Source organism: Pseudomonas nitroreducens NBRC 12694, from assembly GCF_002091755.1.
GTDB lineage: Bacteria > Pseudomonadota > Gammaproteobacteria > Pseudomonadales > Pseudomonadaceae > Pseudomonas > Pseudomonas nitroreducens.
Genome location: NZ_BDAI01000001.1, coordinates 480,591 through 506,318 on the forward strand (window position 1 = coordinate 480,591; position 25,728 = coordinate 506,318).

The 25,728-nt window shown below is 65.9% G+C and carries 25 protein-coding genes; 9 read left to right on the forward strand and 16 right to left on the reverse strand.

Going from position 1 to position 25,728, the window contains the following annotated elements:
* Window positions 1-39 precede the first annotated feature (39 nt).
* The gene (gene greB / locus PNI01S_RS02230) at window positions 40-537 is read left to right on the forward strand and encodes a transcription elongation factor GreB (RefSeq protein ID WP_024764530.1); all 498 of its coding nucleotides are present in this window, start codon (window positions 40-42) and stop codon (window positions 535-537) included.
* 180 nt (window positions 538-717) lie between these two features.
* Here greB and PNI01S_RS02235 read toward each other — a convergent pair whose 3' ends face one another.
* From PNI01S_RS02235 to PNI01S_RS02255, 5 genes are all read right to left on the reverse strand, one after another.
* On the reverse strand, window positions 718-2,025 hold the full coding sequence (locus PNI01S_RS02235) for an MFS transporter (protein ID WP_084357346.1): 1,308 nt from the start codon (window positions 2,023-2,025) through the stop codon (window positions 718-720).
* Window positions 2,026-2,075: 50 nt separating this feature from the next.
* Entirely contained in the window at window positions 2,076-3,233 is a 1,158-nt protein-coding gene (gene tcuB / locus PNI01S_RS02240) for a tricarballylate utilization 4Fe-4S protein TcuB (protein ID WP_084357347.1), read from the reverse strand.
* Complete coding sequence (gene tcuA / locus PNI01S_RS02245) at window positions 3,220-4,674, reverse strand: FAD-dependent tricarballylate dehydrogenase TcuA (RefSeq protein ID WP_038803746.1); 1,455 nt, start codon at window positions 4,672-4,674, stop codon at window positions 3,220-3,222. Before tcuA ends, tcuB begins: the two co-directional genes overlap by 14 nt.
* Window positions 4,675-4,827: 153 nt before the next feature.
* Window positions 4,828-5,763, reverse strand: a complete 936-nt coding sequence (locus PNI01S_RS02250) for a LysR family transcriptional regulator (protein ID WP_024764527.1) — start codon at window positions 5,761-5,763, stop codon at window positions 4,828-4,830.
* Between the two features lie 397 nt (window positions 5,764-6,160).
* The gene (locus tag PNI01S_RS02255; protein ID WP_084357348.1) at window positions 6,161-6,481 is read right to left on the reverse strand and encodes a hypothetical protein; all 321 of its coding nucleotides are present in this window, start codon (window positions 6,479-6,481) and stop codon (window positions 6,161-6,163) included.
* A 182-nt stretch (window positions 6,482-6,663) separates the two neighbouring features.
* On the opposite strand from PNI01S_RS02255, the gene thpR reads away from it, so the two are divergent.
* The gene (gene thpR / locus PNI01S_RS02260; protein WP_084357349.1) at window positions 6,664-7,182 is read left to right on the forward strand and encodes an RNA 2',3'-cyclic phosphodiesterase; all 519 of its coding nucleotides are present in this window, start codon (window positions 6,664-6,666) and stop codon (window positions 7,180-7,182) included.
* Here thpR and PNI01S_RS02265 read toward each other — a convergent pair.
* Window positions 7,168-8,085: a LysR family transcriptional regulator gene (locus tag PNI01S_RS02265; protein WP_243779439.1), complete on the reverse strand. Its 918-nt coding sequence runs from the start codon at window positions 8,083-8,085 to the stop codon at window positions 7,168-7,170. The two genes, thpR and PNI01S_RS02265, sit on opposite strands and share 15 nt — an antisense overlap.
* A 75-nt stretch (window positions 8,086-8,160) precedes the next feature.
* Between PNI01S_RS02265 and PNI01S_RS02270 the strand changes: the two genes are divergently transcribed.
* The gene (locus PNI01S_RS02270) at window positions 8,161-9,189 is read left to right on the forward strand and encodes a YeiH family protein (protein WP_065084264.1); all 1,029 of its coding nucleotides are present in this window, start codon (window positions 8,161-8,163) and stop codon (window positions 9,187-9,189) included.
* Window positions 9,190-9,256: 67 nt separating this feature from the next.
* On the opposite strand, the gene PNI01S_RS02275 is transcribed toward PNI01S_RS02270, so the two are convergent.
* Window positions 9,257-9,691, reverse strand: a complete 435-nt coding sequence (locus PNI01S_RS02275; protein ID WP_017517576.1) for a DoxX family protein — start codon at window positions 9,689-9,691, stop codon at window positions 9,257-9,259.
* A gap of 142 nt (window positions 9,692-9,833) precedes the next feature.
* Window positions 9,834-11,258 (reverse strand): MltF family protein, encoded by a 1,425-nt coding sequence (locus tag PNI01S_RS02280; protein ID WP_084357350.1) that lies wholly within the window; start codon window positions 11,256-11,258, stop codon window positions 9,834-9,836.
* Between the two features lie 224 nt (window positions 11,259-11,482).
* Here PNI01S_RS02280 and PNI01S_RS02285 point away from each other — a divergent pair, with 224 nt between their 5' ends.
* From PNI01S_RS02285 to PNI01S_RS02305, 5 genes are all read left to right on the forward strand, one after another.
* Window positions 11,483-12,283 (forward strand): TatD family hydrolase, encoded by an 801-nt coding sequence (locus PNI01S_RS02285; protein WP_084357351.1) that lies wholly within the window; start codon window positions 11,483-11,485, stop codon window positions 12,281-12,283.
* Window positions 12,284-12,420: 137 nt separating this feature from the next.
* Entirely contained in the window at window positions 12,421-13,899 is a 1,479-nt protein-coding gene (locus tag PNI01S_RS02290) for a methyl-accepting chemotaxis protein (protein ID WP_024764520.1), read from the forward strand.
* A 115-nt stretch (window positions 13,900-14,014) separates the two neighbouring features.
* Window positions 14,015-14,374: an Mpo1-like protein gene (locus tag PNI01S_RS02295; protein WP_084357352.1), complete on the forward strand. Its 360-nt coding sequence runs from the start codon at window positions 14,015-14,017 to the stop codon at window positions 14,372-14,374.
* Window positions 14,375-14,561: 187 nt separating this feature from the next.
* Window positions 14,562-14,966 (forward strand): putative pterin-binding protein, encoded by a 405-nt coding sequence (locus PNI01S_RS02300; protein ID WP_084357353.1) that lies wholly within the window; start codon window positions 14,562-14,564, stop codon window positions 14,964-14,966.
* The gene (locus PNI01S_RS02305; RefSeq protein WP_024764517.1) at window positions 14,966-16,543 is read left to right on the forward strand and encodes a GGDEF domain-containing protein; all 1,578 of its coding nucleotides are present in this window, start codon (window positions 14,966-14,968) and stop codon (window positions 16,541-16,543) included. Before PNI01S_RS02300 ends, PNI01S_RS02305 begins: the two co-directional genes overlap by 1 nt.
* A gap of 11 nt (window positions 16,544-16,554) precedes the next feature.
* Here the strand turns inward: PNI01S_RS02305 and PNI01S_RS02310 are convergent, their stop codons facing one another.
* The 6 genes from PNI01S_RS02310 to PNI01S_RS02335 form a co-directional block, all read right to left on the reverse strand.
* Window positions 16,555-17,355: an acyl-CoA thioesterase gene (locus tag PNI01S_RS02310; RefSeq protein ID WP_065084267.1), complete on the reverse strand. Its 801-nt coding sequence runs from the start codon at window positions 17,353-17,355 to the stop codon at window positions 16,555-16,557.
* Between the two features lie 112 nt (window positions 17,356-17,467).
* Window positions 17,468-18,238 carry a CHAD domain-containing protein gene (locus tag PNI01S_RS02315; protein WP_084357354.1) on the reverse strand — a complete coding sequence of 257 codons (771 nt, stop codon included), beginning with the start codon at window positions 18,236-18,238 and terminating at the stop codon, window positions 17,468-17,470.
* Between the two features lie 69 nt (window positions 18,239-18,307).
* The gene (locus PNI01S_RS02320; protein WP_084357355.1) at window positions 18,308-20,323 is read right to left on the reverse strand and encodes a transglutaminase TgpA family protein; all 2,016 of its coding nucleotides are present in this window, start codon (window positions 20,321-20,323) and stop codon (window positions 18,308-18,310) included.
* Window positions 20,320-21,273 (reverse strand): DUF58 domain-containing protein, encoded by a 954-nt coding sequence (locus tag PNI01S_RS02325; protein WP_024764514.1) that lies wholly within the window; start codon window positions 21,271-21,273, stop codon window positions 20,320-20,322. The genes PNI01S_RS02320 and PNI01S_RS02325 overlap by 4 nt, the downstream gene beginning before the upstream one ends.
* Window positions 21,274-21,283: 10 nt before the next feature.
* On the reverse strand, window positions 21,284-22,201 hold the full coding sequence (locus tag PNI01S_RS02330; protein ID WP_037014527.1) for an AAA family ATPase: 918 nt from the start codon (window positions 22,199-22,201) through the stop codon (window positions 21,284-21,286).
* 99 nt (window positions 22,202-22,300) lie between these two features.
* Window positions 22,301-23,161: a LysR family transcriptional regulator gene (locus PNI01S_RS02335; RefSeq protein WP_024764513.1), complete on the reverse strand. Its 861-nt coding sequence runs from the start codon at window positions 23,159-23,161 to the stop codon at window positions 22,301-22,303.
* Window positions 23,162-23,283: 122 nt separating this feature from the next.
* On the opposite strand from PNI01S_RS02335, the gene PNI01S_RS02340 reads away from it, so the two are divergent.
* Window positions 23,284-23,730, forward strand: coding sequence for a multidrug/biocide efflux PACE transporter (locus PNI01S_RS02340; protein WP_084357356.1), 447 nt, complete (start codon window positions 23,284-23,286; stop codon window positions 23,728-23,730).
* Between the two features lie 273 nt (window positions 23,731-24,003).
* Here the strand turns inward: PNI01S_RS02340 and pyrF are convergent, their stop codons facing one another.
* A complete protein-coding gene (gene pyrF / locus PNI01S_RS02345; protein WP_024764511.1) occupies window positions 24,004-24,702 on the reverse strand; it encodes an orotidine-5'-phosphate decarboxylase in 699 nt (232 codons plus the stop codon).
* 100 nt (window positions 24,703-24,802) lie between these two features.
* Entirely contained in the window at window positions 24,803-25,726 is a 924-nt protein-coding gene (locus PNI01S_RS02350) for a response regulator (protein WP_065084274.1), read from the reverse strand.
* Window positions 25,727-25,728 lie beyond the last annotated feature (2 nt).

Genomic DNA, 25,728 nt, shown 5'->3' on the forward strand with positions numbered 1-25,728 from the left:
GGGTAGACTCGCCCGATCACTTTCGCCGCCCTGGATACCATGAGCCGCTATCGCCCGCCCCGCCCTGCCGGTACCCCACTGATCACTCCCGAAGGCGAAGCGCGCCTGCGCGCGGAACTGCATGAACTGTGGAACGTGCGCCGGCCACAGGTGACCCAGTCGGTCAGCGAGGCCGCCGCGCAAGGTGATCGCTCGGAGAACGCCGAGTACACCTACGGCAAGAAGATGCTGCGGGAGATCGACAGCCGCGTGCGCTTCCTGCGCAAGCGCCTGGAAAACTGCAAGGTGGTCAGCGAGCGCCCGGCGAATCCGAACAAGGTCTACTTCGGCGCCTGGGTCACCCTGGAAGACGAGGACGGCGAGCAGGCCCGCTATCGCATCGTCGGCCCGGACGAACTGGACCTGCGCAACAACCACATCAGCATCGACTCGCCGCTGGCCCGCGCCCTGGTGGGCAAGGAACTGGACGCCGAGGTGATGGTGCGCAGCCCGTCAGGCGAGAAAATGTGGTTCGTGATCGAGATCGAGTATCCCTGATCCATCGTCGGCCCGATGGAGCCTCTGCTGGGGCGAGCTTGTTCGCGAACGGAGTCACCGGCAGCGCCGAAGCCGAAGCAGATTCGCGAGCAAGATCGCTGCAACAAAAAGGGACTCAGGGCAGCTGCTGGCACTGGTGAACGGATGCTTGTCACCGTTTCGCCACTGCCCGCGCCCTGGTTAAGGCATCGCCTCGGAGTAGCGCTGACCAGTCGATTTTTTGTGTCGGCCATAGAGAATGACCGTAGCGGTAAGCCCGCACACGGCGGCGAACATCAGCCAATACGCTGGTGAAGCCTTGTCGCCGGTGGCTTGTACCAACAGCGTCGACACTGCTGGCGTGAAACCGCCGAACAGGGCCGTGGCCAGGCTAAACGCCAGGGAAAATCCGACTACCCGCACGTTCTGCGGCATCACTTCAGTTAGCGCCGCAACCATGGCGCCGTTGTACAGACCGAAGAACATTGAGAAGTACAGAAGCACCGCAAGCAGCCGCTCGAAGCTCGGCGCCGTAGCCAGCCAGTGCATCGCCGGATAAGCGCTGAAGATGCACAGCAAGGTGATCCCCAGCAGTTGCGGACGGCGGCCAATGCGGTCAGACAGGGCGCCGCCGATAGGCAGCCAGATGAAATTGCTGACGCCGACCAGCAGGGTCACGACCAGGCTGTCGGTAGTGCTCAGGCTCAGCACCGACTTGCCGAAAGTCGGGGTGTACACGGTGATCAGGTAGAAGGTGGTGGTGGTCATCGAGGCCAACAAGCCACCGGCCAGCACCGTACGCCAGTTGTCGCGCATTGAGCGGAACACTTCACCGGCACTCGGGTGGTGATTACGCGCCTTGAATGCTTCGGTTTCCTGCAACGAACGGCGAATGATGAAGATGAACGGGATGATCACACAGCCGATGAAGAACGGGATGCGCCAGCCCCAGGCTGCGACGTCGGCAGCCGCCATGGTGGCGTTGAGCGCGTAGCCCAAGGCCGCCGCCACAACGATGGCGACCTGCTGGCTGGCTGATTGCCAGGCGGTGTAGAAGCCGGTGCGGCCCGGCGTGGCGATCTCGGAGAGGTAGACGGACACGCCGCCCATCTCCGCCCCTGCCGAGAAGCCCTGCAGCAGCCTGCCCAGCAGCACCAGCAACGGGGCGAACAGGCCGATGCTGGCGTAGCCCGGTACCAGGGCGATCAGCACAGTACCGGCGGCCATGATCGACAGGGTGACGATGAGGCCCGTGCGGCGCCCCGCCTTGTCGATGTACGCACCCAGCACAATGGCCCCCAGCGGGCGCATCAGGAACCCGGAGCCGAATACCGCGAAAGTCATCATCAGCGAGGCGAACTCGCTGCTGGCCGGGAAGAACGTCTGAGAAATGTAGGTGGCATAGAACCCGAACAGGAAGAAATCGAACTGTTCAAGGAAATTGCCGCTGGTGACACGCAGAATGGCGCCCAGCTTGGAGCCTCTGCCTTGGGGGGTCGTGTTCATCATAGCTACCGTTGTGCTCTTAATTGTTGTTGTAGAACCGGGTGGTCGAGCGGTCAGTCGCTTCCCGCGTTTATCGGATTGGGTTGGCGCTTTTCGATGGCATGCTTGAGCAGCGCGGCACTGCGGAAAATGCCGTGGGCGAACTTGCTGTAGGGCATGGTCAGGAAGAACGCCATGACCAGGCCCAGGTGGATCGCCAGCAGCAGGCCCAGGGCAGCGGTTTCCCGGAAGGCCAGCAGAGCCAGGCCACTGGCACTGACCAGGAACAGCAAGGCGATGAAGCCGCGATCCATGGGTTTCTGCTGGTCGTCGCCCTGGGCGGGGTTGCGGCGCAGGTTCAACCAGAGAAGGCCCGCTGGGCCAACCAGCAACCCCAGGCCGCCGGCTATACCCAACAGCACCGGCAGGCTCAGCACCGGGTAAGGTGCCGCCAGGCCCAGCAAGTAGTGATAGAGCGTCGCGGTGCCAGTGGCGGCGAAGCACAGCAGGAAACCGTAGAAGGTCAGGTGGTGAAAGCGACGACGCCACAGGGTGAAGCGGTCATCGGCGTTATTGCAGCCTTCGCCATGTCCGCCGTCCAGATACTTGAGCGTGGCCACGCTGGTCGTGGCTTCCAGTACCGCAGCGGTCTTCAGTGGTGTGGGCGCCGTAGCCGGCGAGACCGAGCGCCAGAAGCGGCGCACGCCCAGGGTCAATGACAAGGTCGCAAAGCCGAATACCGCGCCGAACATCAGGGCCAGGGTGTTGTGCGGGAAGATGCCGTAGAAGTTACCGCCGGGCATGGCGGTGAAAAGGCTGCCCATCACCAGCAGGGTCAGGCACAGGAACAGGACCAGCCCTGCGCCGGACGCCAATGCCAGGGTCAGCCCGTTGCGCTGGTAGAGCTTGCCCAGCGCTTGCGGCCAGGCGTACTCGGCGTAGGTGTCAAGGCGCACCTTGGCCATGGCCTGGGGTACGTTGACAGCAAATTCATGAGGCGCGGCGTACTGGCAAGCGTGCAGACAAGCACCGCAGTTGTGGCACAGGTTGGCCAGGTAATGGATGTCTGCCTGGGCGAACTCAAGGCGGCGGGTCATGGCCGGGAATACGGCACAGAAGCCTTCGCAGTAACGGCAAGCGTTGCAGATGCTCATCTGCCGTTGTACTTCTTCCTCGTGCACATTCAGTACGGGGATCAGATTGCTTGAGGCAGTGGGATCAAACAGTTGCACGGCGGGCCTCCGAAGTATTCTTTGTGTTGCCAGCCCCTGCGCTGGCAGCCGCCTGCACGCCAGCGATGCGGCCGAACGCCGTACCGATCGCCATGCCGATACCGGCGGTATACCCCTTGCCCAGGACGTTGCCGGCCATCATTTCTCCGGCGACGAACAGGTTGGGGCTGGGCTTGCCGTCGAAGTGCACGGCAGCTGTCTCGTCGGTGGCTAGACCGAGGTAAGTGAAGGTGACGCCCGGCCGCAGTGGGTAGGCGTAGAACGGCGCCTTTACCAGGGGGCGCGCCCAGTGGGTCTTGGCCGGTGTCAGGCCCTGGGTGTGGCAGTCGTCGAGCGCGGTGTGATCGAAGGTGCCGGGCTGGCAGGCGTTGTTGTAGTCGTCGATGGTCTTGAGGAAGGCCATTTCGGGCAGTCCCAGCTTGCGCGCGAGCTCGCCCAGGGTCATTGCGGTAGTACTGGGGAATACCGGCGGCATGAAGCGACCGATGGCCTGCTGGTCGATGATCGAGTAGGCCTGCTGACCTGGCTGCCCAGCCACCAGGCGCCCCCAGATGGCATAGCGCTTGGGCCAGAAATCCTCACCCTCGTCATAGAAGCGTTGGCCGTCGCGATTGACCACCACCCCCAGGGACACGCAGTCGATGCGGGTGCAGATGCCGCCGTCGTAAAGTGGCGCGCGCGCATCGATGGCAACCATGTGCGCCTGGGTCGGATCTCCGATCACGTCAGCGCCCAGCTCGCCCATGCGCCTGAGCAGTATCCCTGTGTTGAAGCGTGTGCCGCGGATCAGGAAATTGTCCGACGGCCATTCACCACGCTCGTTCTGGCCCCAGGCCTCACGCAGCCATTCTCGGTTGGACTCGAAGCCGCCTGCCGCCAACACGCAGGCCCTGGCCTGGATGCGCTCGGCGGGCAGGCGCTGGCCGTCCACCTCGCGTTCGGCCAGGCAGGCCGCGACGAACCGACCGTCCTGCAGCTCGATATCGGTGACCTGCGCGTTGTAGCGGATCTGCACGCCCAACCGCTCGGCACTGCGAAAATAGGCATTGACCAGGGCTTTGCCACCGCCCATGAAGAACGCATTGGTGCGCGCCACATGCAGCGCCCCGGACAGCGGCGGTTGAAAGTGCACACCGTGGCTGCGCATCCAGTCACGACAGCTGGACGAGGCGCGGATGGTGATCCGCGCCAGCTTTTCGTTGGTAAGTCCGCCCGTGACTTTCAGCAGGTCCTGCCAGTACTCCTCTTCGGGGTATGCCTCGACCAGCACGTCCTGCGGGGCATCATGCATACAGCGGAGGTTGCGCGTGTGCTGTGAATTACCGCCACGCCAGACCCTTGGGGCGCCCTCTAAGAGCAGGACGCTGGCCCCGGCTTCCCGGGCCATCAGTGCCGCGCACAGAGCGGCATTGCCACCGCCGATTACTAGAACATCGATCATCTTCGCTCCTCATTTCACAAGGAAGCCGAAGACCTTGTGAGTGGGGAGGAAAATAGGGGAGCAAGCGGATTGCAGAAAGGCCGCTTTTGGCATGAGGTGTTTAGTTTTCGTAAAGGCTTTGCCCGTGCCTTTACCACGCGGAGGACGCTAGCCTTACTCTGCCATGTCTTGAAGCCAGGTTGCTCCCGGCCACTGGTCTGCTTCCACCAGTTGGCGGGCCACGTCCGTGATGACACGCCGAGTTGCCAGGGCGGCGGGAGAGAGCTCATCGTCCGCGAGCGTTGCAAGCAGGTTACGCCGCCCTACATGGGGATTGGTGATTTCAGCTACCAACAATCCCGACTCACCTTTCAACGCAGCTGCAGCGCCCGGTTGAATCGTCGCCGCATGCCCCGCACGCGCTGCGTTCATGAGAACCGCGAGGCCATCGATCTCCATAATGATGTTCGGCGCCAACCCCTCTCTTTCAAAGGCGCTGGTAAGCGCTGAACGCAAGCCATGCTGTGCGCTGGGCATCACTAACGGCAAGTTGCCCAGATCTGCCAACTGCACCCGCTCCCCACGGGGCGCTCCGGCCAACGCCGGGGAGCAAATCACGAACAGTTTCTCGTCAAGCAAGGGTGTCACGCTCCAGCGCTTCCCCCCCTCCAGCTGAAAAAGTATGGCCAGGTCGATCTGGCGTGAATTGAGTTGTCCGGCCAGATGACCGGACAGCATTTCCACAAGGTGCAACTGAATATCTGGATACCGAGTGCGCATCGCACTTATGAGAGGCAGAGCCAGAACGGTCGCCGTGGTTGGTGGCAAACCGACACTCACGTAGCCACTCATTCGTCCACGATGAGCCGCCATGATCGCATTGTCGGCCTGACGCAGGGATAGTTGGGCATGGTGCAGGAACGCCATACCCGCACTGGTAGGGGTGACGCCGGTCGTGGTGCGGTTGAGCAGGCGCGTCGAGAGCTCGCTTTCCAGTTTGCTGATCTGCTGACTCAACGCCGAGACACCTACCTCCAGCTCAAGTGCGGCACGACCTAAACTGCCATGCTCGATGATTTTGACGAAGTAACGTAGCTGTCTTAATTCCAAAATGGTAAGGCTCCGCATGGGATTGGAACTGTCTTAACGACCAGTCTGGGCCAGCTCATTGCTCATGATGGATCAGCGATCAGGTGGAAGAGCATTGATAGTCCGACCGACTTGCCGCAACTGCCAGATCCCAGTTTGTCTGATCTGCCCCGCATCGTCGGCCCATATGAACTGAGCGTGCGCAACAACCCTGTCAGCATCGACTCGCCGCTGACCCTGCACCTTGGTGGACAATGGGCTGGACGCCGAGGTGAGGGTGCGCCAGCGACTGGCTGTGGTTCGTGGCGGGAATCGAGTACCCCTGGGCAACGCCAGGCACAACACTGGCGGGAGCGCCCCCATCCAGCCAGGGCGCCGCCAGGGAATCCGTTCCAGAGCGGCGTCGCTCCTGCAAGGGTCAGATCGGTTGCGGACGCCGGGTGATCAGCCCTTGCCGGGCCACACGGGTGAGTTGGTGAACAGCCGGTTCCAGCTGCTCGGCCACCGGCGACTGGACCACCGCGAAGTCAAAGCTGTCGGAGGGGAAGCGCGCCAGGTCGGCAAAGGTTTCGGCAAACTGGATCAGGAAGGTACGCGAGCCGTTCCAGCGCTTGGGCCAACCATCGAGATAACGGACGAGGGTGGGCTGGTGATTGCCGCCCAGGAGAATCTTCGGATTGCGACGAACCAGGCCGGTGGTGATCGGAGCCAGGCGCACATGGGGATTGGGACAAGTCATGGTGTCATGTCTTCCGCCTCTTTGGTCCAGCTGGACGCGGCGAGAGGCACACCGAACCAGCGCTTTAGCGGTATTTCGATGCCAGCCATCGCTGCATCCGCGCCCCGCAAGTTGCTACTTAAATCGGCGCTGTGCGGCATCCTAGAGAAGCCCCGTCAAAGCTGTCAAGGAGACTTCAGTCGATGACCACACCACCCCTGCGGCTGTTCTTCGCCCTGCCCTGCCCGGCGCCGCTGGCAGCGCAAATCTGCGCCTGGCGCGATGGCCTGCACCTGGACGGCCAGCCCGTTGCCCAGGCCAATCTGCACCTGACCCTGGCTTTTCTCGGCGCCGTCCCGCGCGGCCGCAAGGCGGAATTGCGCGCCCTCGGCGAACGCCTGCCGCACCGGGGCTTCAACCTGGAACTGGACCACATCGCGCGCTGGAGCAATGGCATCCTGCACCTGGCGCCGAGCAGCGCGCCGGCCGCCCTGCACGAACTGGTGCATGCATTGCGCGAAGAGTTGCGGACAGGCGGATTCGAAGTCGAGCACCGCCCCTTCCATCCCCACATCACCCTCGCGCGCCACGCCCACCAGACACCGGCTGCCACGGCGTCGTTTCTGCTACCGGCCCAGGCCGTGACGCTGTTCAGCTCGGAGAACAGCCCCGCCGGCGTGCGCTACCGCGCCATCGGCGAGTGGCCGCTAGATAGCGTCTGATCGAGCCGCCCAGCCCTGGGCGTAATCGAGGAAGCGTCGCAGGCCCGCCGTGGGGTATTTGTCGATGTGCAGCGCACGGAAGAAGGTGCGCCGCAGCGGCCCCAGCGGATTATCCAACTGCACCAGCTCGCCGCGTGCGAGTTCCGCCTGTACGACACGCTGCGACAGGCAAGCGATGCCGAAACCGCTCGCAACCAGCTGCTTGATCGCCTCGGCGTTGCTCACCTCCAGGGGCGCATTGACGCTGCCCAGGCGCGGCAGTACCTGCTGCTCGAAAGTCACCCGTGTGCCCGACCCGGACTCCCGCAGCACCCAGCGCGCCGCCGCCAGATCCTGCAGGGTGACGCACTCGGCCGTCGCCAGGGGATGATCCGGCGCCACGACCAGTAGCAGCTCGTCCACCATCCAGGGCGTCAGCTGGATCTGCGGATGCTGGATCGGCGCTTCGATGAAGGCCACGTCCAGGCGGAACTCGGCCAGCGCCTCGATCACCCCGCCGCTGTTGGCGACCTGCAGCTCCAGGCGGCTCTCGGGCAATTCGCCGAGAAAGCCGGCCATCACCTGCGGCAGCAGATAGCCGCCGATGCTGCGGCTGGCACCGAGGCTCAGTTGTACCGGCGCCGATTCGAACAGGCTCTCCAGCTCGGCGCTCTGCGCCAGCAGCGCACTGGCCTTGGGATAAAAGGCGCGGCCATTGTCGTTCAGCGCCAGACGCTTGCCACTGCGGTCGAACAGGCGCGCGCCGAGTGCACGCTCCAGCTCCTGCAACGCCTGGCTGGCGGCGGACTGCGAAAGCGCGATGCGTGCCGCGGCCTGGGTGACATTGCCCAGTTCGGCAATTGCGGTGAAGGTCGCCAACTGGCGAAGGGTGATGCGCGGGCCCATATCGATAAAACCGGTCATCCCAATAAGAACAATCCGTTTTTACACTAAGCGGTGCCGCGGCACCATGGCTTCACCTTACACAAGGAGCCTGCAATGAACGCCCTCCGCCGCCTGCCCTACTTCGTCCCCGGCGCCCTGCTCTGCCTGGCCATCGCCTTCGGCTCGCGCCAGCTCATGGAAATTCCCGCACTGCAGCACCTGGGGCTCGGCAGCCTGACCCTGGCAATCCTCATCGGCCTGCTGGCCGGCAACCTGGGACTCGCGCGCTTCGGCAGCATTCGCCCCGGCATCGACCTCTCTCGCCAACAACTGCTGCGCCTGGGCGTTGTGCTCTACGGCCTGCGCCTGACCTTCCAGGACATCGCCGCCCTCGGCCCGGCAGCATTGATCATCGACGTGCTGATGGTCGCCAGCACCCTGACCGTCGCCTGGTGGATCGGCGAACGCTGGCTCAAGCTGCCGCGCGAAAGCGCCCTGCTGATCGGCGCCGGCAGCGCCATCTGTGGAGCCGCGGCGGTCATGGCGAGCAGCCCGGTACTCAAGGCGCGTGCCGAGCACACGGCCGTCGCGGTAGCCACCGTGGTGCTCTTCGGCACCCTGGCGATGCTGCTGCATCCGCTGATCTACGCCGCGCTGCCCAATCTGTTCGGCAGCGAGCAGGCCTTCGGCGTGTTCACCGGCTCGACCATCCACGAAGTCGCCCAGGTGGTTGCCGCCGGCCGCGCCATGGACCCGGCCGCCGCGGACGCCGCGCTGATCAGCAAGATGTTGCGGGTCCTGCTGTTGGCCCCGGCCCTGCTGATCCTCGGCCGCGTCGGTTGCGCCGAAGCCGCCGAGCCCGGCGCGCGCCGCAAACTGCACATTCCCGGTTTCGCCGTGTTTTTCCTGCTGGTGACTGGCCTGCGCTCGCTGGGCTGGGTGCCGGAAAGCTGGCTGGCGCCGCTGCAGCAACTGGATGACATGATGCTCGGCATGGCGATGGCCGCCCTGGGCCTGGCCACCCGCCTGGGCGACCTGCGCAAGGAAGGCCCCAAGCCGCTGCTGCTGGGCGCCGGCCTGTTCGCCTTCCTGCTGGTGGGCGGCGGCCTGATCAACGGCGGCGTACAGTACCTGTTCCACTGATTCACGCAGGCAAACAGAAAGGGCGGGCACCTTGGGTGCCCGCCCTCTTTCGTTATCGCGTCGGCGATCAGCTGGACAGCTTGCGGTCCAGCGAGAACGGGCCGGCGCCGCTGATCAGCAACGCGACGCTGATCATGATCAGGGTGAAGGCGTATTCGAAGCCGTTGGCGGTGATGAAGAAGCCGTTGGCCAGGTGCACGCTGAACACTGCGACCAGCATGGCGACGATCAGCGGGATGCTCGCCAGGCGCACCAGCAGGCCGAGGACCAGGGCCAGGCCGCCGAAGAACTCGGCGCTGCCGGCCAGGGCAGCCATCAGGTAGCCAGGAGTCACACCGAGGGATTCCAGCCAGCCCGCCATGCCTTGCAGACCCGGGCCACCAAAGGCGCCGAAGAGCTTCTGCGAGCCGTGAGCCATGAAGGTCAGGCCGGTGGTGATGCGCAGGACAGCGATGCCGGCGCCAGCGTTGGTGGTCAGGATGGATTTGATCAGCGAGTTCATGGTGCGTCCTTATGCGAGCTCTAGTGGGAGCGGAGGGTTGCGTAGGAAGTAGGTGACAACCGGGGTTGCTTGGCGACCAATATAACCAGTTTTTACGATATCAAAAGCGCAAAATAGCGCTGAAAGCTATCGAAAAAACTGATTACTTCTTGATTGCCGCCACGCTCTCACGTGGCTCGAGGCCATCACGCTCCCGCTGATATGCAAGATAGTACTTGTTGACGCTACTGACGTAGTTCACCACGCCCATGCCCAACTGCTCGGCCGCCACGCGCTCGACCTGGAAGAACCACTGGTTGGGGTTCAGGCCCTGGCGCTTGGCCTCCGCACGCAGGCTTTGCACCCGCTCGGGACCGGCATTGTAGGCAGCCAGAACGAAGGCCATGCGGTCCCGTTCATTGATGCGCGGGCTGGAGAAGAAGCGCTTGCGCAGCATGGCCATGTAACGGCTGGCTGCCTGCACGTTGTTCTCCTTCTGGTGCACGGTATCCACGCCCACGGCGCGGGCCGCCGCCGGGGTGATCTGCATCAGCCCGGTGGCGCCGCCGGCGCCGCGCGCGCCGGCATTCAGGTTGGACTCCTTGAAGCCCACGGCGGCCAGGGCCAGCCAGTCGACCTTGCTCTGCTCACCATAGCGTTGCAGGGTCGGGCGCACGGCTTCCAGGCGCTTGCGGTCGGGAACGAGCAGCGGGTTGCGCACCTGGTAGGCGCGGCGGTACAGGCGCTGGAAGGCCGCGTCCTGGTCCGCCGGGGCGCGATAGTCCTTGAGGAAGCGGTTGACGCTGGCGCGCAGCATCGGCGCGTCACGACGAACGTACCAGGCCATCGGCTCGCTGTTGTCCAGCACCAGATGACGATCGACGCGCAGCTTGGTGAAGACCTTGCTCCAGCGTTCGGCGATGGGCTGCTCGACCACGGTGTAATTGAAGATGCCGGCCTGGACCATCTCCAGCACGTCTTCCACCGCCAGGGAGGAATCGGTCCACTCCAGCACCAGCGGCGCCATGCGCTTCTGCGCCAGGCGCTCGTTGACCTTGCGCACGGCCTCGCCGGCGGCGCTGCCGGCTGGCAGGGTGATGGTGCGGCCGGCCAGCTGCTCCAGGCGCACGAACTTGCGGTTGCCCTGCTTGGTCACCAGCACCAGCGGCACGTCGGCCTTCCACGGCAGGCTGGGGCTGACGTTCTGGCCATCGCGGGCCAGCAGGACTTCCCCGGGCGCGACCAGATCGCCTTCACCGCGCTGCAGCGCGCCGAGCAATTGATCCTTGGCCTTGGGAATGAACTGGATGTTGAGCGGCTTGCGCCCCGGGGCACTGTCGTTGAGGTATTGCTCGAAGGCGCGCAGGCGACGGTATTCGACGCCAATGGGTTCGCCCTTGATCTCGCCGGAGCTGTTGCGGCTCTGGTTGACCAGAACCCGCAGGGTGCCGCCGGAGCGGATCGTGGCGAGGTCGCGGGCGTCGGTGTTTTCCTGCTCCCAGTTTTCCGGCTGGGCCGTCAGGCGCGCGGCCGCCGGCAGTGGCGTCAGGGCCACGAGGCACAGCAGTAGCAACAACAGTCGGGTCATCCAGCTCTCCAGGGGCTCGCACTCGGCGGCGGGCCGATTAGAGTGCGGTTTCGGCCGGGGGTTCCCGACCGCCAAGGGCGCGCAAGATTCTCACAGGAGGGACTCATTACCAACCCGAAACTTCCGATATATCTTCGGAATAATCCGCAACCTGTTGTTTTTGAAGAATTTTCGCCTGGAAAGAGCGTTTTGCTATGCTCCGCATCCGGACAAAGGGAACAAAAATGCAACTGATCGACATCGGCGTCAACCTCACCCATCCAAGCTTCGAGCCGGAACGTGAAGCGGTCCTCGCTCGCGCGATCGAGGCCGGCGTCGCCCAGATGGTGCTCACCGGGACCAGCCTGTCCGACAGCGAACAGGCCCTGGAACTGTGCCGGAAACTGGACGAAGAACAGCGTCTTTACTGCACCGCCGGTGTCCATCCCCATGAAGCCAGCCACTGGGACAGCGGCAGCGCCAGGGCGCTGCGCGGCCTGCTGGCGGAGGACCGGGTAAAGGCCGTGGGCGAATGCGGCCTGGACTTCAACCGCGACTTTTCGCCGCGCCCGCAGCAGGAAAAGGCTTTCGAAGAACAACTGGGCCTCGCCGTGGAACTGCAATTGCCGGTGTTCATCCACGAGCGCGATGCCGGAGAGCGCCTGCTGGCGATCCTCAAGGAGTTCCGCGACCGGCTCCCTGCGGCCGTGGTGCATTGCTTCACCGGCGAGCGCCGCACGCTTTATTCCTACCTCGACCTCGACCTGCACATCGGCATCACCGGCTGGATTTGCGACGAGCGCCGCGGCACCCATCTGCAGGAGCTGGTGCGGGAAATTCCCGAAGGCCGGCTGATGCTGGAAAGCGACGCACCTTATCTGTTGCCGCGCACGCTGCGGCCCAAGCCGAAGAACGGCAGGAACCAGCCGGCCTACCTGCCCGAAGTGCTGACCTGCGTGGCCCAGCATCGTGGCGAGAGCGCAGAGCGTGTCGCTGCCCATACCACCGAGTGTGCGCGGCGCTTCTTCGACCTCCCGGAAATTTGAACCGGCTCTCAAGAATGCCCTTCCTCGGCCGATAAGTCGGGAGCGGAAGGTGGCTTGATTCCCATCAATGGCCATCTTCATCCCTTTTCACGACAATAATGGCGCCCTGCCACTATTCGACCGACAAGAAGACATCTATGGCCGCCTGGATCCGCGATATTTCCCTCAAGTACAAATTCTGGGCCGTCAACGCGGTCGCCTTCGTCACCACTCTGCTGCTGGTGCTGTTCGCCATGCACCAGGAGCTCGATGGGCGCAACCAGCAGGCACGCCAGGGTGCCGAAGCCCAGGCCCAGATGCTCAAGGGCTGGCCGGCGGGCTCGGCGCTGCCGACTTCGCCGAACCTCGTCAGCTTCGCCGCCGGCAGCGCCCCGCAGATCACCGGTGTCGACGGCTCGGCCCTCGCCCGCGCCAGCGGCTGGGTGGACCTGCAGGATGCGCAGAACCGCAACGGCGCACTGGCCGGCGCTTACGTGCAGGATATCGGCAACGGCCAGCGCGTTGCCGTGCTCGCCCCCGGCGCCGACTTCTGGAGCGTCTTCGAAGACCGCGCCCTGCCCTTCGCCGGCGCCGTGCTGGTGCTGATGCTGGCCCTGCTGGCCGCCTCGCAATTGCTGATCCGCTTCATCCTCACGCACCTGCTGACCCTGCGCGACGTGATGCTGCACGTGGAAAAGAGCGGCGACCTGTCCGCCCGCGTGCCACTGGAAAGCCGCGACGAAGTCGGCCAGATGGCCACTGCCTTCAACGCCATGCAGGCCGGCTACCAGCGCGTGGTCGGCACCGTTGCCCAGGCCGCCGGGCGCCTCGACGAAGGCGCGCGCAGCCTTGCCAACAGCATGGGCCAGGTGCGCCAGGGCATGCTCGGCCAGCAGAGCGAGACCGACCAGGCCGCCACCGCCATCAACGAGATGTCCACCACCGTCCACCACATCGCCCAGCATGCCGCCGACACCCGTGACCAGTCGCAGGAGGCCGACCGCCTCGCCGGCAATGGCCAGCAGGTCGTCGGTCGCGTTGGCCAGTCCATCGCCGGTTTGTCCCAGGGCGTGCAGCAGACCGCCGAGATGATCCAGCAGTTGGCCCAGGACAGTCACAAGATCAGCAGCGTGGTCAGCGTGATCCATGGCATCGCCGAACAGACCAACCTGCTGGCTCTCAACGCCGCCATCGAGGCCGCCCGCGCCGGCGAGATGGGTCGCGGTTTCGCCGTGGTGGCCGACGAAGTGCGCAACCTCGCCAAGCGCGTGCAGGACTCCACCGACGAGATCACCCAGATGATCAATGCGCTGCAGTCCGGCACCCGTGACGCGGTGGAATTCATGCAGGAAAGCTCGATCAAGGCCGATGGCTGCGTAGAGCAAGCCCGTGAAGCCGGCGAAGCCCTGGCGGCGATCGCTTCGGCAGTGGCGCTGATGCGCGAGAGCAATACCCAGATCGCCGTGGCCGCCGAGCAGCAGAGCCAGGTCGCCGAGGAAATGACCCGCTCGGTCGTCGGTATCCGTGACGTGACCGAACACACGGTGCAGCAGACCGTGGACTCGGCCGGCACCAGCCACCAGTTGGCGGACCTCGCCGGCGAGCTCAGCCGCGCCATCCGCCAGCTGCGCCTGTAATCCCTATCGCCCGCATAGCCTGCGTCCATTGGCGCGGGCTTCGGCGCAGCACCTAGACTGCTGATAGTCCGCCCGCCTGCGCTCAGGCGGGCCTTTCAGTCTCGGGAGCACCCACATGGGCAAACGTCATCCCAACCTCCTCGCCTGGCAGTGGCAGGGCTACGCCGCCAACCACCGCAACCCGACCAACCTGGCGTTGCACATCATCGCCGTGCCGCTGTTCATCCTCGGCGCCCTGACCCTGCTCAACGGGCTGTTCGGCCTGAGCCTGTCGGCGATCCTGCTGGGGGTGATCGGCATGGTCGCCTCGCTGGCCATCCAGGGCCGCGGGCACAAGCTTGAAGAGCAGGCGCCCGAACCCTTTAAGGACCGCAAGGACGCCGTCAGCCGTCTGCTGGTCGAGCAGTTCGTCACCTTCCCGCGCTTTGTTTTGAGCGGCGCCTGGTGGCGTGCCTGGCGCAATCGCGGGCGCTGAGCCGGCCATAAGAGCAGGGCGCGGCATTGCGGCCATTCAAGTACCGGGCAGGTTCGCCGATATAATCGTCGAGATTTCGTCGCGAGCTGTTGAGATGTCGGCCTTTCGTCATTTTATTGGCTTTTTTGCCTGCCTGTTTATTGTCACGACTGCGAACTCAGCCCCGGAATCGACGGCCGAGCGCACCGTGCTGACCATTGCAGTCAAAGGCCAGCCGCAACTCCAGCGCCACTACAGCCTGCGCGAGCTTGAAGCACTGCCGCAGAGCGAGCGGCGCTCGATGCTCCCGGAAGAAACCCCGGTCCATGGCTGGCAAGGCGTGCGCTTGAGCATCCTGCTCGCCGTCTTCGAGCGCGGCGACGCCCAGCGCCTGCGGGTCGAGGCACTCAACGACTATTCCGCGCTGATTCCACTGAGCGACCTGGACGCCTTCGACCCGATCCTCGCCTACCGCCGCGACGGCCAACCCATCGGTATCGCCGAGCGCGGCCCGCTGTTCGTCATCTACCCGATGCTCGATTACCCGGAGTTGCGGACCCAGGTTTATTTCAACCGCACCGTCTGGCAGGTAAGCCGCATTACCCTGGAGTGATCGCCGTGCCCCCGCAACTTCCCAGGCGGCGCTATCGCCGCCTGACCGTCATCATCCTCAGCGGCCTGATCGCGGCGCTGACCGCCGGCGCCGGCGCCGCGCTGCTGATGGTGCACCAGCATGTCCGCCAACTGGCCCATCCCGATGCCCACAGCGAGCTGTGGCAGGCCTACCAGCTGCGGGCCGAGCTGGAGCGCTCGTTGAACAGCGCCCGGCAGGTACTCGCCGGGGAGAGCGACAGCGATGCCCTGGCAACCCGTGTCGAAGTGCTCGCCAGCCTCCTGCCGCCGCTGCGTAATACGCCCGTCTACAACTACCTGGCCGTACCCCGCCCGGAAGTGCAGGCAACCCTGGAAAAGATCCAGCACCTGAGTGACGCCTGGCTCAAGCGTGCGCCATGGGGGCAGCCGCAGGCCGCGAAACTGCTGGCCGGCGAGATGCTGCACGAGCTGCCGCCTCTGCTCGAACCCACCCACGAACTGGTGGTGGTCACCAACATTGCCCTGACCAACTACATGGACGCCGAACGCCAGGACCTGCAGCGCGCCTTCAACCTGCTGGCCTGGGTGCTTTTCGGCCTCGGCCTGTGCAGTGTGCTGCTGGCCTTGCGGGTGATCGCCAATTCGCGGCGCAAGCTCCTGCTCACCCAGCGCCTGCATGACCTCAACCAGTCGCTGGAGCAGCGCGTCGAGCAGCGCACCCAGGAATTGAGCGAACGCAAGGCGCTGCTGCGCTATATCCTCGACACCAGCCCCAGCGACGTGGCGCTGCTCAGCGACGAAGACTCCCGCGCCCACTACGTCAGCCCGCGGCTGCTACAGCGCACCGGCATCCGCCCGCACGAACCCTTCACCCTGAGTCGACTGTTCGACGATCCCGACGAGGAAGCACGCTTCCGCCAGTCCCTGGCCGATCACGGCCAACTGGACAGTTGGGAGACCCGCCTGGCGGGCAATCCGCCTTTCTGGGCGATCGTCTGGGCACGGCGCATGGAGGTGGACGGACGCCCCGCCTCGCTGGTGTGGAGCTTCGACATCAACCAGCGCAAGACCATGGAACAGGAGTTGCGCCTGCTGGCCACCACCGATCCGCTGACCGGCCTGCAGAACCGCCATGCCTTCGTCAAACGCGGCGTCGCCCTACTCAAGAGCGCACAGCGCTACGACCGCCAGTGCTCGGCGCTGATGCTGGACATCGACTTCTTCAAGCCGATCAACGATACCCACGGCCACGCCTTCGGCGATGCCGTGCTTCAAGCCGTGGCGAAGGAGTTGACGCAGGGACTGCGCGAAGTGGACCTGCTTGGCCGCCTGGGTGGCGAGGAGTTCGCCGCAATCCTTCCCGAAACCGACCTGCAGCAGGCGCTGCAGGTCGCCGAGCGGGTACGCAACAGCGTCCAGGCACTGTCCTTCACCAGCGAAGACGGCAGCCGCGTGCGTCTCACCCTGAGCATCGGCGTGGCGGCCCGGCGCGAAGGCGAGCTGCGCCTGGAGGACCTGCTCGCCCGCGCCGACCGGGCCCTCTACCGGGCCAAGGCCGGCGGCCGCAACCGCACGGAGACCGCACCCGGCATTTAGCGGGGGCAGCCCTAGCCGAAGATGGTCACCGTCTGCCGGCCGATCGCCAGGAGCTGGCCATCGGCCGACCAGGTCTGGGCGGCGATGTGCCCGTAACCGTCGCGGGCATGCTCGATGGTCGCCAGGTACTGGCACCAGCCATTGGCGGGCATCGAGGGCAGCGGCTGGACGAACTCCACGGTCCAGGTCAGCGAGCTGGAAGGCGCTGGCGATTTCAGATGCGGCAGGTTGGCCGGCGGCCAGGCGTCGATCAGCGCCAGCAGGTGGCTGATCTCCATCGGCTCCTCGCCCACGTCGCCGCCGCGGAAGCGCATCCAGCCACCCATCTCGCGCTCGCGACTGGCCGAGAACGGCATGTGCCCGACCGCCCAGCGCATGGCGATATTCTGGGTGAAGGCCGGCATCAGCTTGCGAATGTACGGCAGTTCCTGGCAGTCCTCGACGGCCTTGAACATCGGTGGCGGCAGGCCGTCCATCTGCACGGTGGATTCGCGTCCCACACCGAAGCTGCCTTGCGCCAGCAGCACCACCTGCCCGTTCTGCACCGCGCGGCAGAATACCTGGCTGACCGACTTGCCCTCCCGCAGCACTTCGGCCTCGAAGCTCACCGGCACTTCCACCTCGATGGGGCCGACGAAAGTGATCGCCAGCGAACGCACCGGTCGTCCGGCCTCGGCCACCGCCGCCATGGCCTCGTAGGCCAGCGCCGCCACCAGGCCGCCGAAACTCGCACGGCCCTGCGCCCAGGCGGCGGGGATGACAATGGACAGCGGTGCGGCACGCACCGCCCGGAGCAGTTCGCTGAAGGACATGATCGGACTTCCCTGAGGCTTCTGGAAAATGGCAGCTGGTTGCGATCTTAGGGGCACCGGCAGCCCCGGCAAACCATCCAAAGCCTTGTCCCTTGCAGGAAATGCCCTGTCATCAACGAGCCCTATGCAGCGCTTTCCGCAGGGCTTCGAGGCTCTCGTCGGCGAGGCGCTCGGCGAGGTCGTGGCGGGCGTTCCAGTGCGGCTGCAAGGGCATCAGGTCGAGTTCGCGCTCGCTGCGGATCAGCCACTGCTCGTAGTCATGCCAGTCGCCCAAGGCCGATTGCGAATCCTTCAGCGGCGCGAGCAGTCGCTGCGGCACCGCCGACTCCTTCGGATAGGCCTCCAGCGAATAGCGCACGCGCTTGATCAGCAGGCGCAAGCGATGGCGATCGTGGGCCGGATCTTCCAGCGCGTCGCGCAGCTTCCGCCATTCCCGGGCAAGGCGCTTCTCCACCTTGCCGTGCAACCCCTTGAGCACGCCATGGCGCTCCGCTGTTCGCCACAGCTGCGGCCAGCCATCCAGGCGCAGCAGCAGACGCTCCCACTGCGGGCTGGCGAGCAGCGTGGCATAGCCGGAAATCAGCGCCGGCCGGCGCAGCGCGGCGGCACGCTCGTAGCCCTCGGCCTCCAGCGCCGGCAGCAGCACTTCCAGATCACGCAGAGGACCGCTGAGACGGCCCATATCACCCAGCGCCTGCTCCAGTTCGTCGATCCCCGGCATGCCCCGCACCGGGTGCAGCAGACTGCGCAGCCGGCGCACAGCGATGCGCAGGTCGTGCAGCGCCTCGGGATCGGACTCCGCCTTCAGGCGGGAGGACGCGGAGAACAACGCGACCTCCTGCTCGATCAGATGGCTTACCAGGTAATCGCAGAAGGAGGTCACGGCAGGCTCCACGCCAGAGGGTGAGCTATCAGGTTAGCCCCCGCCAGCACACCGGCAAGGGCCGCGATGTCACGTCCCGTTTCTGCGCGCAGACCACAAGCGCCAGGGCAGTTCGCGACGCAGGCGCGCCAGGTGCGCACGCAATTGGGCCGGAGCGGTGGCGGCTCCGCCATAGCGCTGTGCTTCGAAGGCTTCCAGGTAGCTGCGGATCGCCTGGGCGTGGGCCGGGAGGACCCTGCTCGCGCGCCGGCAGAAGTCCCGCGCGCCCTCCCCCGGCTCGCGATGCACCCCCAGGGGCGCGAGCATCCTTTCGAAACGCTGGAAGCTCTGCAACTGGAGATCGGTGGAGCGCCGCCAGGGCTTGAACAGCACCAGCGCCAGCACAGCCAGCAACAGCGCGCCACCGCCCACCAGCAGGGCGCCGATCCACTGCCGGTCCAGTCCGCCGAACCAGTTCTTCAGCATGTCGCCCTGCTGCTCGGCCTGGTAACCCAGCACCCAGCGCTGCCAGCCGTAGTTGACGTCGTCCCAGGCCATGCGCAGTTGGTTGAGCAGCGCGAAGTTCCGGTAGCGCAGGGGTGAAAACGGATCGGCCTCGAGGAAGCTGCCTTCCTGGCTCATGGCCGCCTCCAGCCCTTGCTCGATCCGCTCGGGCGATACGGCGCCCGTGGGGTCAACGCGCGTCCACCCGCTGCCCGGCTGCCAGTACTCCACCCAGGCGTGGGCATCGAACTGGCGGATCGCCAGGTAGTTGCCCGACGCGCTGGCCTCGCCCCCCTGGTAGCCGGTCACCACGCGAGCCGGAATCCCCGCCGCGCGCAGGACGAAGGTCATGGCGCCGGCATAGTGCTCGCAGAAGCCGGCCCGGGTGTCGAACAGGAAACCGTCGATGCGCTCCGGGCCAACATCCGGCGGGCGGAGTGTGTAGCGGAACGGCTGCTCGCGGAAGTGCCGGAGCATCGCCTGCACCAGCTCGGCCGGCTGTGGGTAGCGTTCGCGCAGTTGTCGCGCCCAGGCGCGGGCCTGGGGATTGCCGCCCTGCGGCAAGGCGAGGTTGATCCGTTGTGCGCGGGTGGCGTCGTCCGGCTCCAGCAGAGCGTGCGGCCAGGAGGTGGCGCGGTAGAGCAGCCCCTGGCGCACCGGCAGGCGCCGCTCCAGGTGGAAGTCGCTCATCATCCGCGCATCGCCCAGGCTGGCCTGCGCCACATCCAGCCCGAACAGCCAGGGCCGACCGTTGGGCTCCATGATCACCTGGTACTGCAAGGGCTGCCCCTGCCGCTCCCATTGCGGCTCACGATCGCCACGCTGAAACGCGGTACTCCAGCGCACGCCGTCGAAGCGCTCCAGGGTCAGGGCGCGCCAGTACAGTTGCGAGCGCGGCGGCGGGCTGCCGTCGAAGCTCACTCGAAAAGCCAGCGCAGCAGACTGGCTCAGTTCCACCATGTCGCCGGGTGCCATGCTGTCACTCAGCCCGGTCATGGATTTGTCGCCGGGCATTGGCAGCGACCACAGTGGCCCCATGCGCGGGAACAACAGGAAAAGCAGCAGCATCAGTGGCAAGGCTTGCAGCAGCAGACCGCCGGCCAGGCGCAAGGTCGGCATCGGGCGCGCGGCGAAACCGCTCTGCTGCAGGCCGATGGCCGCCGCGAGCAGCGCTAGCACCGGCAGCAAGCTGAAGGCGGCGGCGAGGATGTCATCCTGGAACAGGTAACTGGTGGTAACCGCGAAGAACCCCAGCAGGATCAGTACCCAGGCATCGCGGCGAGTCTTGAGCTCCACCAGCTTGACCACGAAGGCCGAGATCAGCAGCACCACGCCGGCATCCAGGCCGAGCAGCGAGCCGCGGGAAAACCACACGCCCAACCCGGCCAACGCCACCAGCGCCAGCTTGGCGATACCACTGGGGTAGTTGGCGCGCATGCGAAACACCTGGATGCGCCAGGCGGCGCAACCCAGCCAGAGGGCGACGACCCACAGCGGCAGATGTTCCAGGTGCGGGATGATCACCACCGCCTGGGCCACCAGCAGCCAGGTCAGGGCCACCCGTGGAATGGGCTGGGAGGAAGTGGCGGTCGCACTGCTCATCGCTTCGTCCCGTGCAACGCCAGAGCGCGCAGGCAGGCGTCGCGATGGGCATCGTCCAGGCCGACCGCCAGTTGCGCATCCGGCAGGCGCAGGCCGAACGGCTGCTGGCGCCGCGTGAGCTGCAGGACCCAGAAGCACAGCCGGGACAGGCGCCCCTCGGTGTCGCCGCCCAGGCTGTCGAACTCCAGCCAGATGTTGCGCCCGGCCAGCGCGGAGAAATCCTTCACCAGCAGGCCCTGGCCACGGGAGTAGGCCTTCCAGTGCAAGCGCCGGCGCGAATCGCCCGGCTGGTAGGGCCGCAGGCCCTGGTAATCATCGACGCCGCGCCCGCTGGGCCGCACGCCTTCCTCGTCGTTCTCCGCCGCCCCGCTTTCCAGCGGCAGGTCGCCGGGCTGCGGATGCGGGTAGACCAGCACCGACTGGTCCAGGTCGACCCAGCTCCAGGCGACCAGCAAGCCCAGCGGGAAGCGACTCTCCACCCGCAGGCGACCAGGGCGCAACCAGCCACGGCGCTCGGCTGGCACGCTCAGCAGCAACTCTTCGGCGTGGTCCGCCGTGACATCGGCGAACTGCATGCGCTCGGCTTCCCACCCCAGGCCGATGGCCTGCCGGTTGCGCCCTTCGCCCTCCAGGCGCACCCGGAAGGCTGCCTGCTCGCCGACGAACACTGGCTGCGCGCCGAGCGCCGACAGACGCAGGCCGCCCAGGTTGCGGTAGGTGTGGAGGATGGCGACGATGAACAGCGACAGCAGAAGGAAGGTCAGGCCATAGGCCAGGCTGTTCTGGTAGTTGATCGCGGTCAGCAGCATCAGCAACAGCGCGACGCCGAACGCCAGGCCCTGCCGAGTGGGGATGATGAAGATGCGGCGCTGGTTGAGCTGCAGCGAGGGAGACGGCGGTATGCGCCGGGCTATCCAGCTCTGCCACAGTGGCCTGACCTTGACGAGCATGGCGTGCCCCTCAGAGAGCCGGAACTTCGCGCAACAACCACTGCACCAACGCACCGCCGCCATGCCCGGCCGGGTCGGCCTGGTCGCGCAGGCGGTGGCCGGCCACCGAGGGCAGTACGGCCTGTACGTCCTCCGGGATGACGTAGTCGCGCCCGGCCAGCAACGCCCAGGCGCGGGCCGCTGCCAGCAGCGCCAGGCTGCCCCGCGGTGACAGGCCCAGGGCAAAGGCCGGCTGGGTGCGCGTGGCTTCCACCAGGCGCAGCACGTAGTCCACCAGCGCATCGCTGGCGCGCACCGCCAGCACCTCGCCCTGCAGCGCCTGCAGTTCCTGCGGGTCGAGCATCGGTTCCAGGCGCGGCAGCAGGTCGCGGCGAGCTTCACCCAGCAACAACGCCTTCTCGGCGGCGCGGCCGGGGTAACCCAGGGACAGGCGCATGAGGAAGCGGTCGAGCTGGGATTCAGGCAGCGCAAAGGTGCCGCCCTGGGTCACCGGGTTCTGCGTGGCGATGACGAAGAAGGGTTCGGGCAGCGGCCGGGTCGCGCCCTCGATGGTCACCTGCCCTTCCTCCATCGCCTCGAGCAGCGCGCTCTGGCTCTTGGGGGTGGCGCGGTTGATCTCGTCGGCCAGCACCAGCTCGGAGAAGATCGGCCCGGGATGGAAGACGAACTGCCCGCTGTCCTTGTCGAACACCGAAGTGCCCAGCACGTCGCCGGGCAGCAGGTCGGAGGTGAACTGGATACGCTGGAACCCCAGGCCCAGCACACGCGCCAGGGCATGGCTGAGGGTGGTCTTGCCCATGCCGGGCAAGTCTTCGATGAGGAGGTGACCGCGCGCCAGCAGGCAGGTCAGCGCCAGCCTTACCTGAACCTCCTTGCCGAGCAGGACTTCGTCAACTGCCTTCAGACAATTCTCCAGCTTGACGCGCATCCTGACCTCACAATCTAGGAAAACTCCGATCCTACTGGTGTCGCGCCGGGCATCAAAGGCCCCGACACATTTAGTCCGGAAACTGTGATGCAGAGCGCCTCAACGGCCCAGCAGCCGCTCCGCCAGCCAACTCGCGGCCGGCCCCAGGCGTCGTTGCCGCGACCAGATCACATCCACCGCCACTCGGCGCGGCCAGCCGGCAACCTTCAGCTCCTGCATACGCCCGCCGGCGAAGCGTCCTACCATCCAACTGGGCAATTCGATCCAGCCGAAGCCAAGCACCGCCATGTCCAGCAACAACAGGTAGTTCGGCGCGCTCCAGCAGCGCCCGCCCAGCAGCGGTGCGGCATCGTCCAGATAGGTATTCAGGCGCAAGGCGCGGTAGGCCAGCAGGTCTTCGCGCTCCACGTGCTCGCGGCCAGCCAGCGGGTGATCGCGGCTGACGAACAGGCCGAACTCCGCCTGTTCGCTCAAGGTCGCCGAGCTGATATCCGGCGCGTAATCCTTTTGAGCGGCAAGCAGCCCCAGGCTGGCGCGCCCCTGAACAACCAGATCGAGCACATCGCTGTCCTCGGCGATCAGCCACTCGAACTCCAGGTCCGGGTAGCGCGCATCGATCTCCGCCAGCCGCGCCTCGAATTCAGCGGACTGGTAGGTGTCCGACATCGCCAGGGTCACCCGCGACTCCAGCCCGCCTACCAGCTGATGGGCGAGCTGGCCGAGGCGGTCGTTGGCCATCAGCACTTCCTCCACCCGCCCGAGCAGCGCGTGGCCGGCTTCGGTCAGTTGCGGCTGGCGACTGCTGCGGTCGAACAGGGTCAGCCCCAGATCGATCTCCAGCCGTGCGATGGCCTCGCTGACGGTGGACTGGCTCTTGCCCAGCTTGCGCGCGGCGGCGCTGAACGAGCCCAGGCATGCGGCCTCGGCGAAGGCCTGCAGGGATTCGGGGGAATATTGCATGGAGCGACACCTCTACCATCGGTTACACCGATGGTATCCAACTTAGATCCAGCCGGTCGACCGATGATAATGGCGCCAGACCGACGGAGTCGGCCTGCCACTGCCTTATCTGGAGAACCCCCATGAGCCCGACTAAAACCCTGAAGGAACGGATGTTCCACGCCGGCCTTTTCGAACTGCTGGCGGTCGTCATCTGCGCGCCGACCCTGGCCTGGCTGATGGACAAACCCCTGGGCCACATGGGCGCCATGACCCTGATGTTCTCGGCCATCGCCACCCTGTGGAACATGCTCTTCAACGCCGCCTTCGACCGCGCGCAGAACCGCATGGGCTTCAGCCGCACCCTGCCGGTGCGCGTGCTGCACGCCTCGCTGTTCGAGCTCGGCCTGATCGTCCTGCTGGTGCCGCTGGCCGCCTGGTGGCTGTCGGTGAGCCTGCTGGAAGCCTTCATCCTCGACATCGGCCTGGTGCTGTTCTTCCTGCCGTACGCGCTGGTATTCAACTGGGTGTACGACGTGCTGCGCGAGCGCTGGTTTGGCCGGACGGCGATGGCCCAAGCGAACGGCTGATTTCCCCTATGGACATCTCCGCAGTCGCTCCCCCCTCTCCCCCCGCCCTCTCCCTGAAGGGAGAGGGAGCTATCCGTGCGGGCTGACGCAGCGGTTTCAGCCTGCACCGCACGGTCCCCTCTCCCTTCGGAGCGGGGCGCGTAGCCAGGGTTAGGGAGAGGGAAACACCCGAGGCACGAACCAGCAGAAATCGCCCACGTCATTCGACACAAAAAAGCCCGCAGCGATGCGGGCTTTATCGTTTCCGGCGGCTTCTCAGTGCAGGGAAAGCACTCAGGCCAGGCTGGCAGCGATCTCGGCGAGTGCCTTGGCCGGGTCGGCGGCTTGGCTGATCGGGCGGCCGATCACCAGGTAGTCGGAGCCGTTGTCCAGCGCCTGGCGCGGGGTGAGGATGCGACGCTGGTCGTCCTGGGCGCTGCCAGCCGGGCGGATGCCGGGGGTGACCAGTTGCAGTGCCGGATGTGCAGCTTTCAGCGCCGGCGCTTCCTGGGCGGAGCAGACCAGGCCGTCCATGCCGGCCTTCTGCGCCAGCGCAGCCAGACGCAGTACCTGCTCCTGGGGCTCGACGTCCAGGCCGATGCCGGCCAGGTCCTCGCGCTCCATGCTGGTCAGCACGGTCACGCCGATCAGCAGCGGCGACGGACCATTGAAGGCATCCAGAGTCTCGCGGCAGGCACTCATCATGCGCAGACCGCCGGAGCAGTGCACGTTGACCATCCACACGCCCATCTCGGCGGCGGCGCGCACGGCCATCGCGGTGGTATTGGGGATGTCGTGGAATTTCAGGTCGAGGAAGACTTCGAAGCCGCGGCTGTTCAGAGTCTCGACGATACCGGCAGCACAACTGGTGAACAGTTCCTTGCCCACCTTCACCCGGCACAGCTTCGGATCGAGCTGGTCAGCCAGCGCCAGCGCGGCTTCGCGGGTGGGGAAATCCAGGGCGACGATGATCGGGGTCTGGCAGGCGGACATGGGCTCTCTCGCGGGTATCGAAAAAATCGGCGCGCATTGTCGCAGAAACGCGCCGACTTCCGTAGCCCGCCCGGCAGGAATGCTCCGTCGCCGACGGCGATCAGGCACTCAGCCGCTCGCGAAGGCGGCCGAGCATGCCCAGCAGGCTGCCCACTTTCTCTCGCTCACGATCCTCGCGAGGCACCTCGGCGATGCGCGCGACTTTCTGCTCCGGCTGGGCGCGCCAGAGCAGCGCCTGCTCGGCGGCGGCCTTCAGGCCCTTCTCGAACAGGCCGCGGCGGATCGGCTTGGGCAGGTAGCGGAAGATCTGCGCCTGGTTGATCAGCGCCAGCAGGTCCTGGGTGTCGCGGAACGGCGTGACGACGATGCTCAGCAGGCGCGGATGAGCCTGCGCCAGGGACTTGAGCAGCGGCGCGGTGTCTTCGCCGGCCAGCTTGAGGTCGCTGACCAGGATATCGATAGGTTCGCTGTTCAGTCGCACGATGGCCTCGGCGAGGTTGCGCGCGCGGTGCAGCTGGTGGGTACCGGCGCTGCAGAACTCGCCGACGCACGCCAGGGTCTCGGCATCCTCGTCCAGCAACAGCACGTTGAGCGGCGCAACGACGCGGCTGATCGCCTTGGTATCGATGGGCTCGGCCGGCGCCTGGCGCTGGGCGATCTCGGCCGCCTGGCGCAGGGTGAAGGCCATTTCCTGCGGGTCCCAGGGCTTGGTCAGGTAGCGGAAGATGCCGCCACTGTTGAGCGCGTCCACCGCGGCGTCGAGGTCCGAGTAACCGGTGAGCAGGATGCGCAGGGTGTCCGGGGCGATTTCCCGGGCCTGGGCGAGCAACTCGGCGCCGGTCATCTGCGGCATGCGCTGGTCGCTGACGAGAATATCGATGTGCTCTTCGCGCAGGCGCTGCAGGGCCTTGTGCGGATCGGTTTCCACCAGCACGTCGTAGTGACGGCGGAACTGCATCGCAAGGCTGCGCAGAATGCGTTCCTCGTCGTCGACGAAGAGGATGCGGACAGGCTGCTGAGTCATGT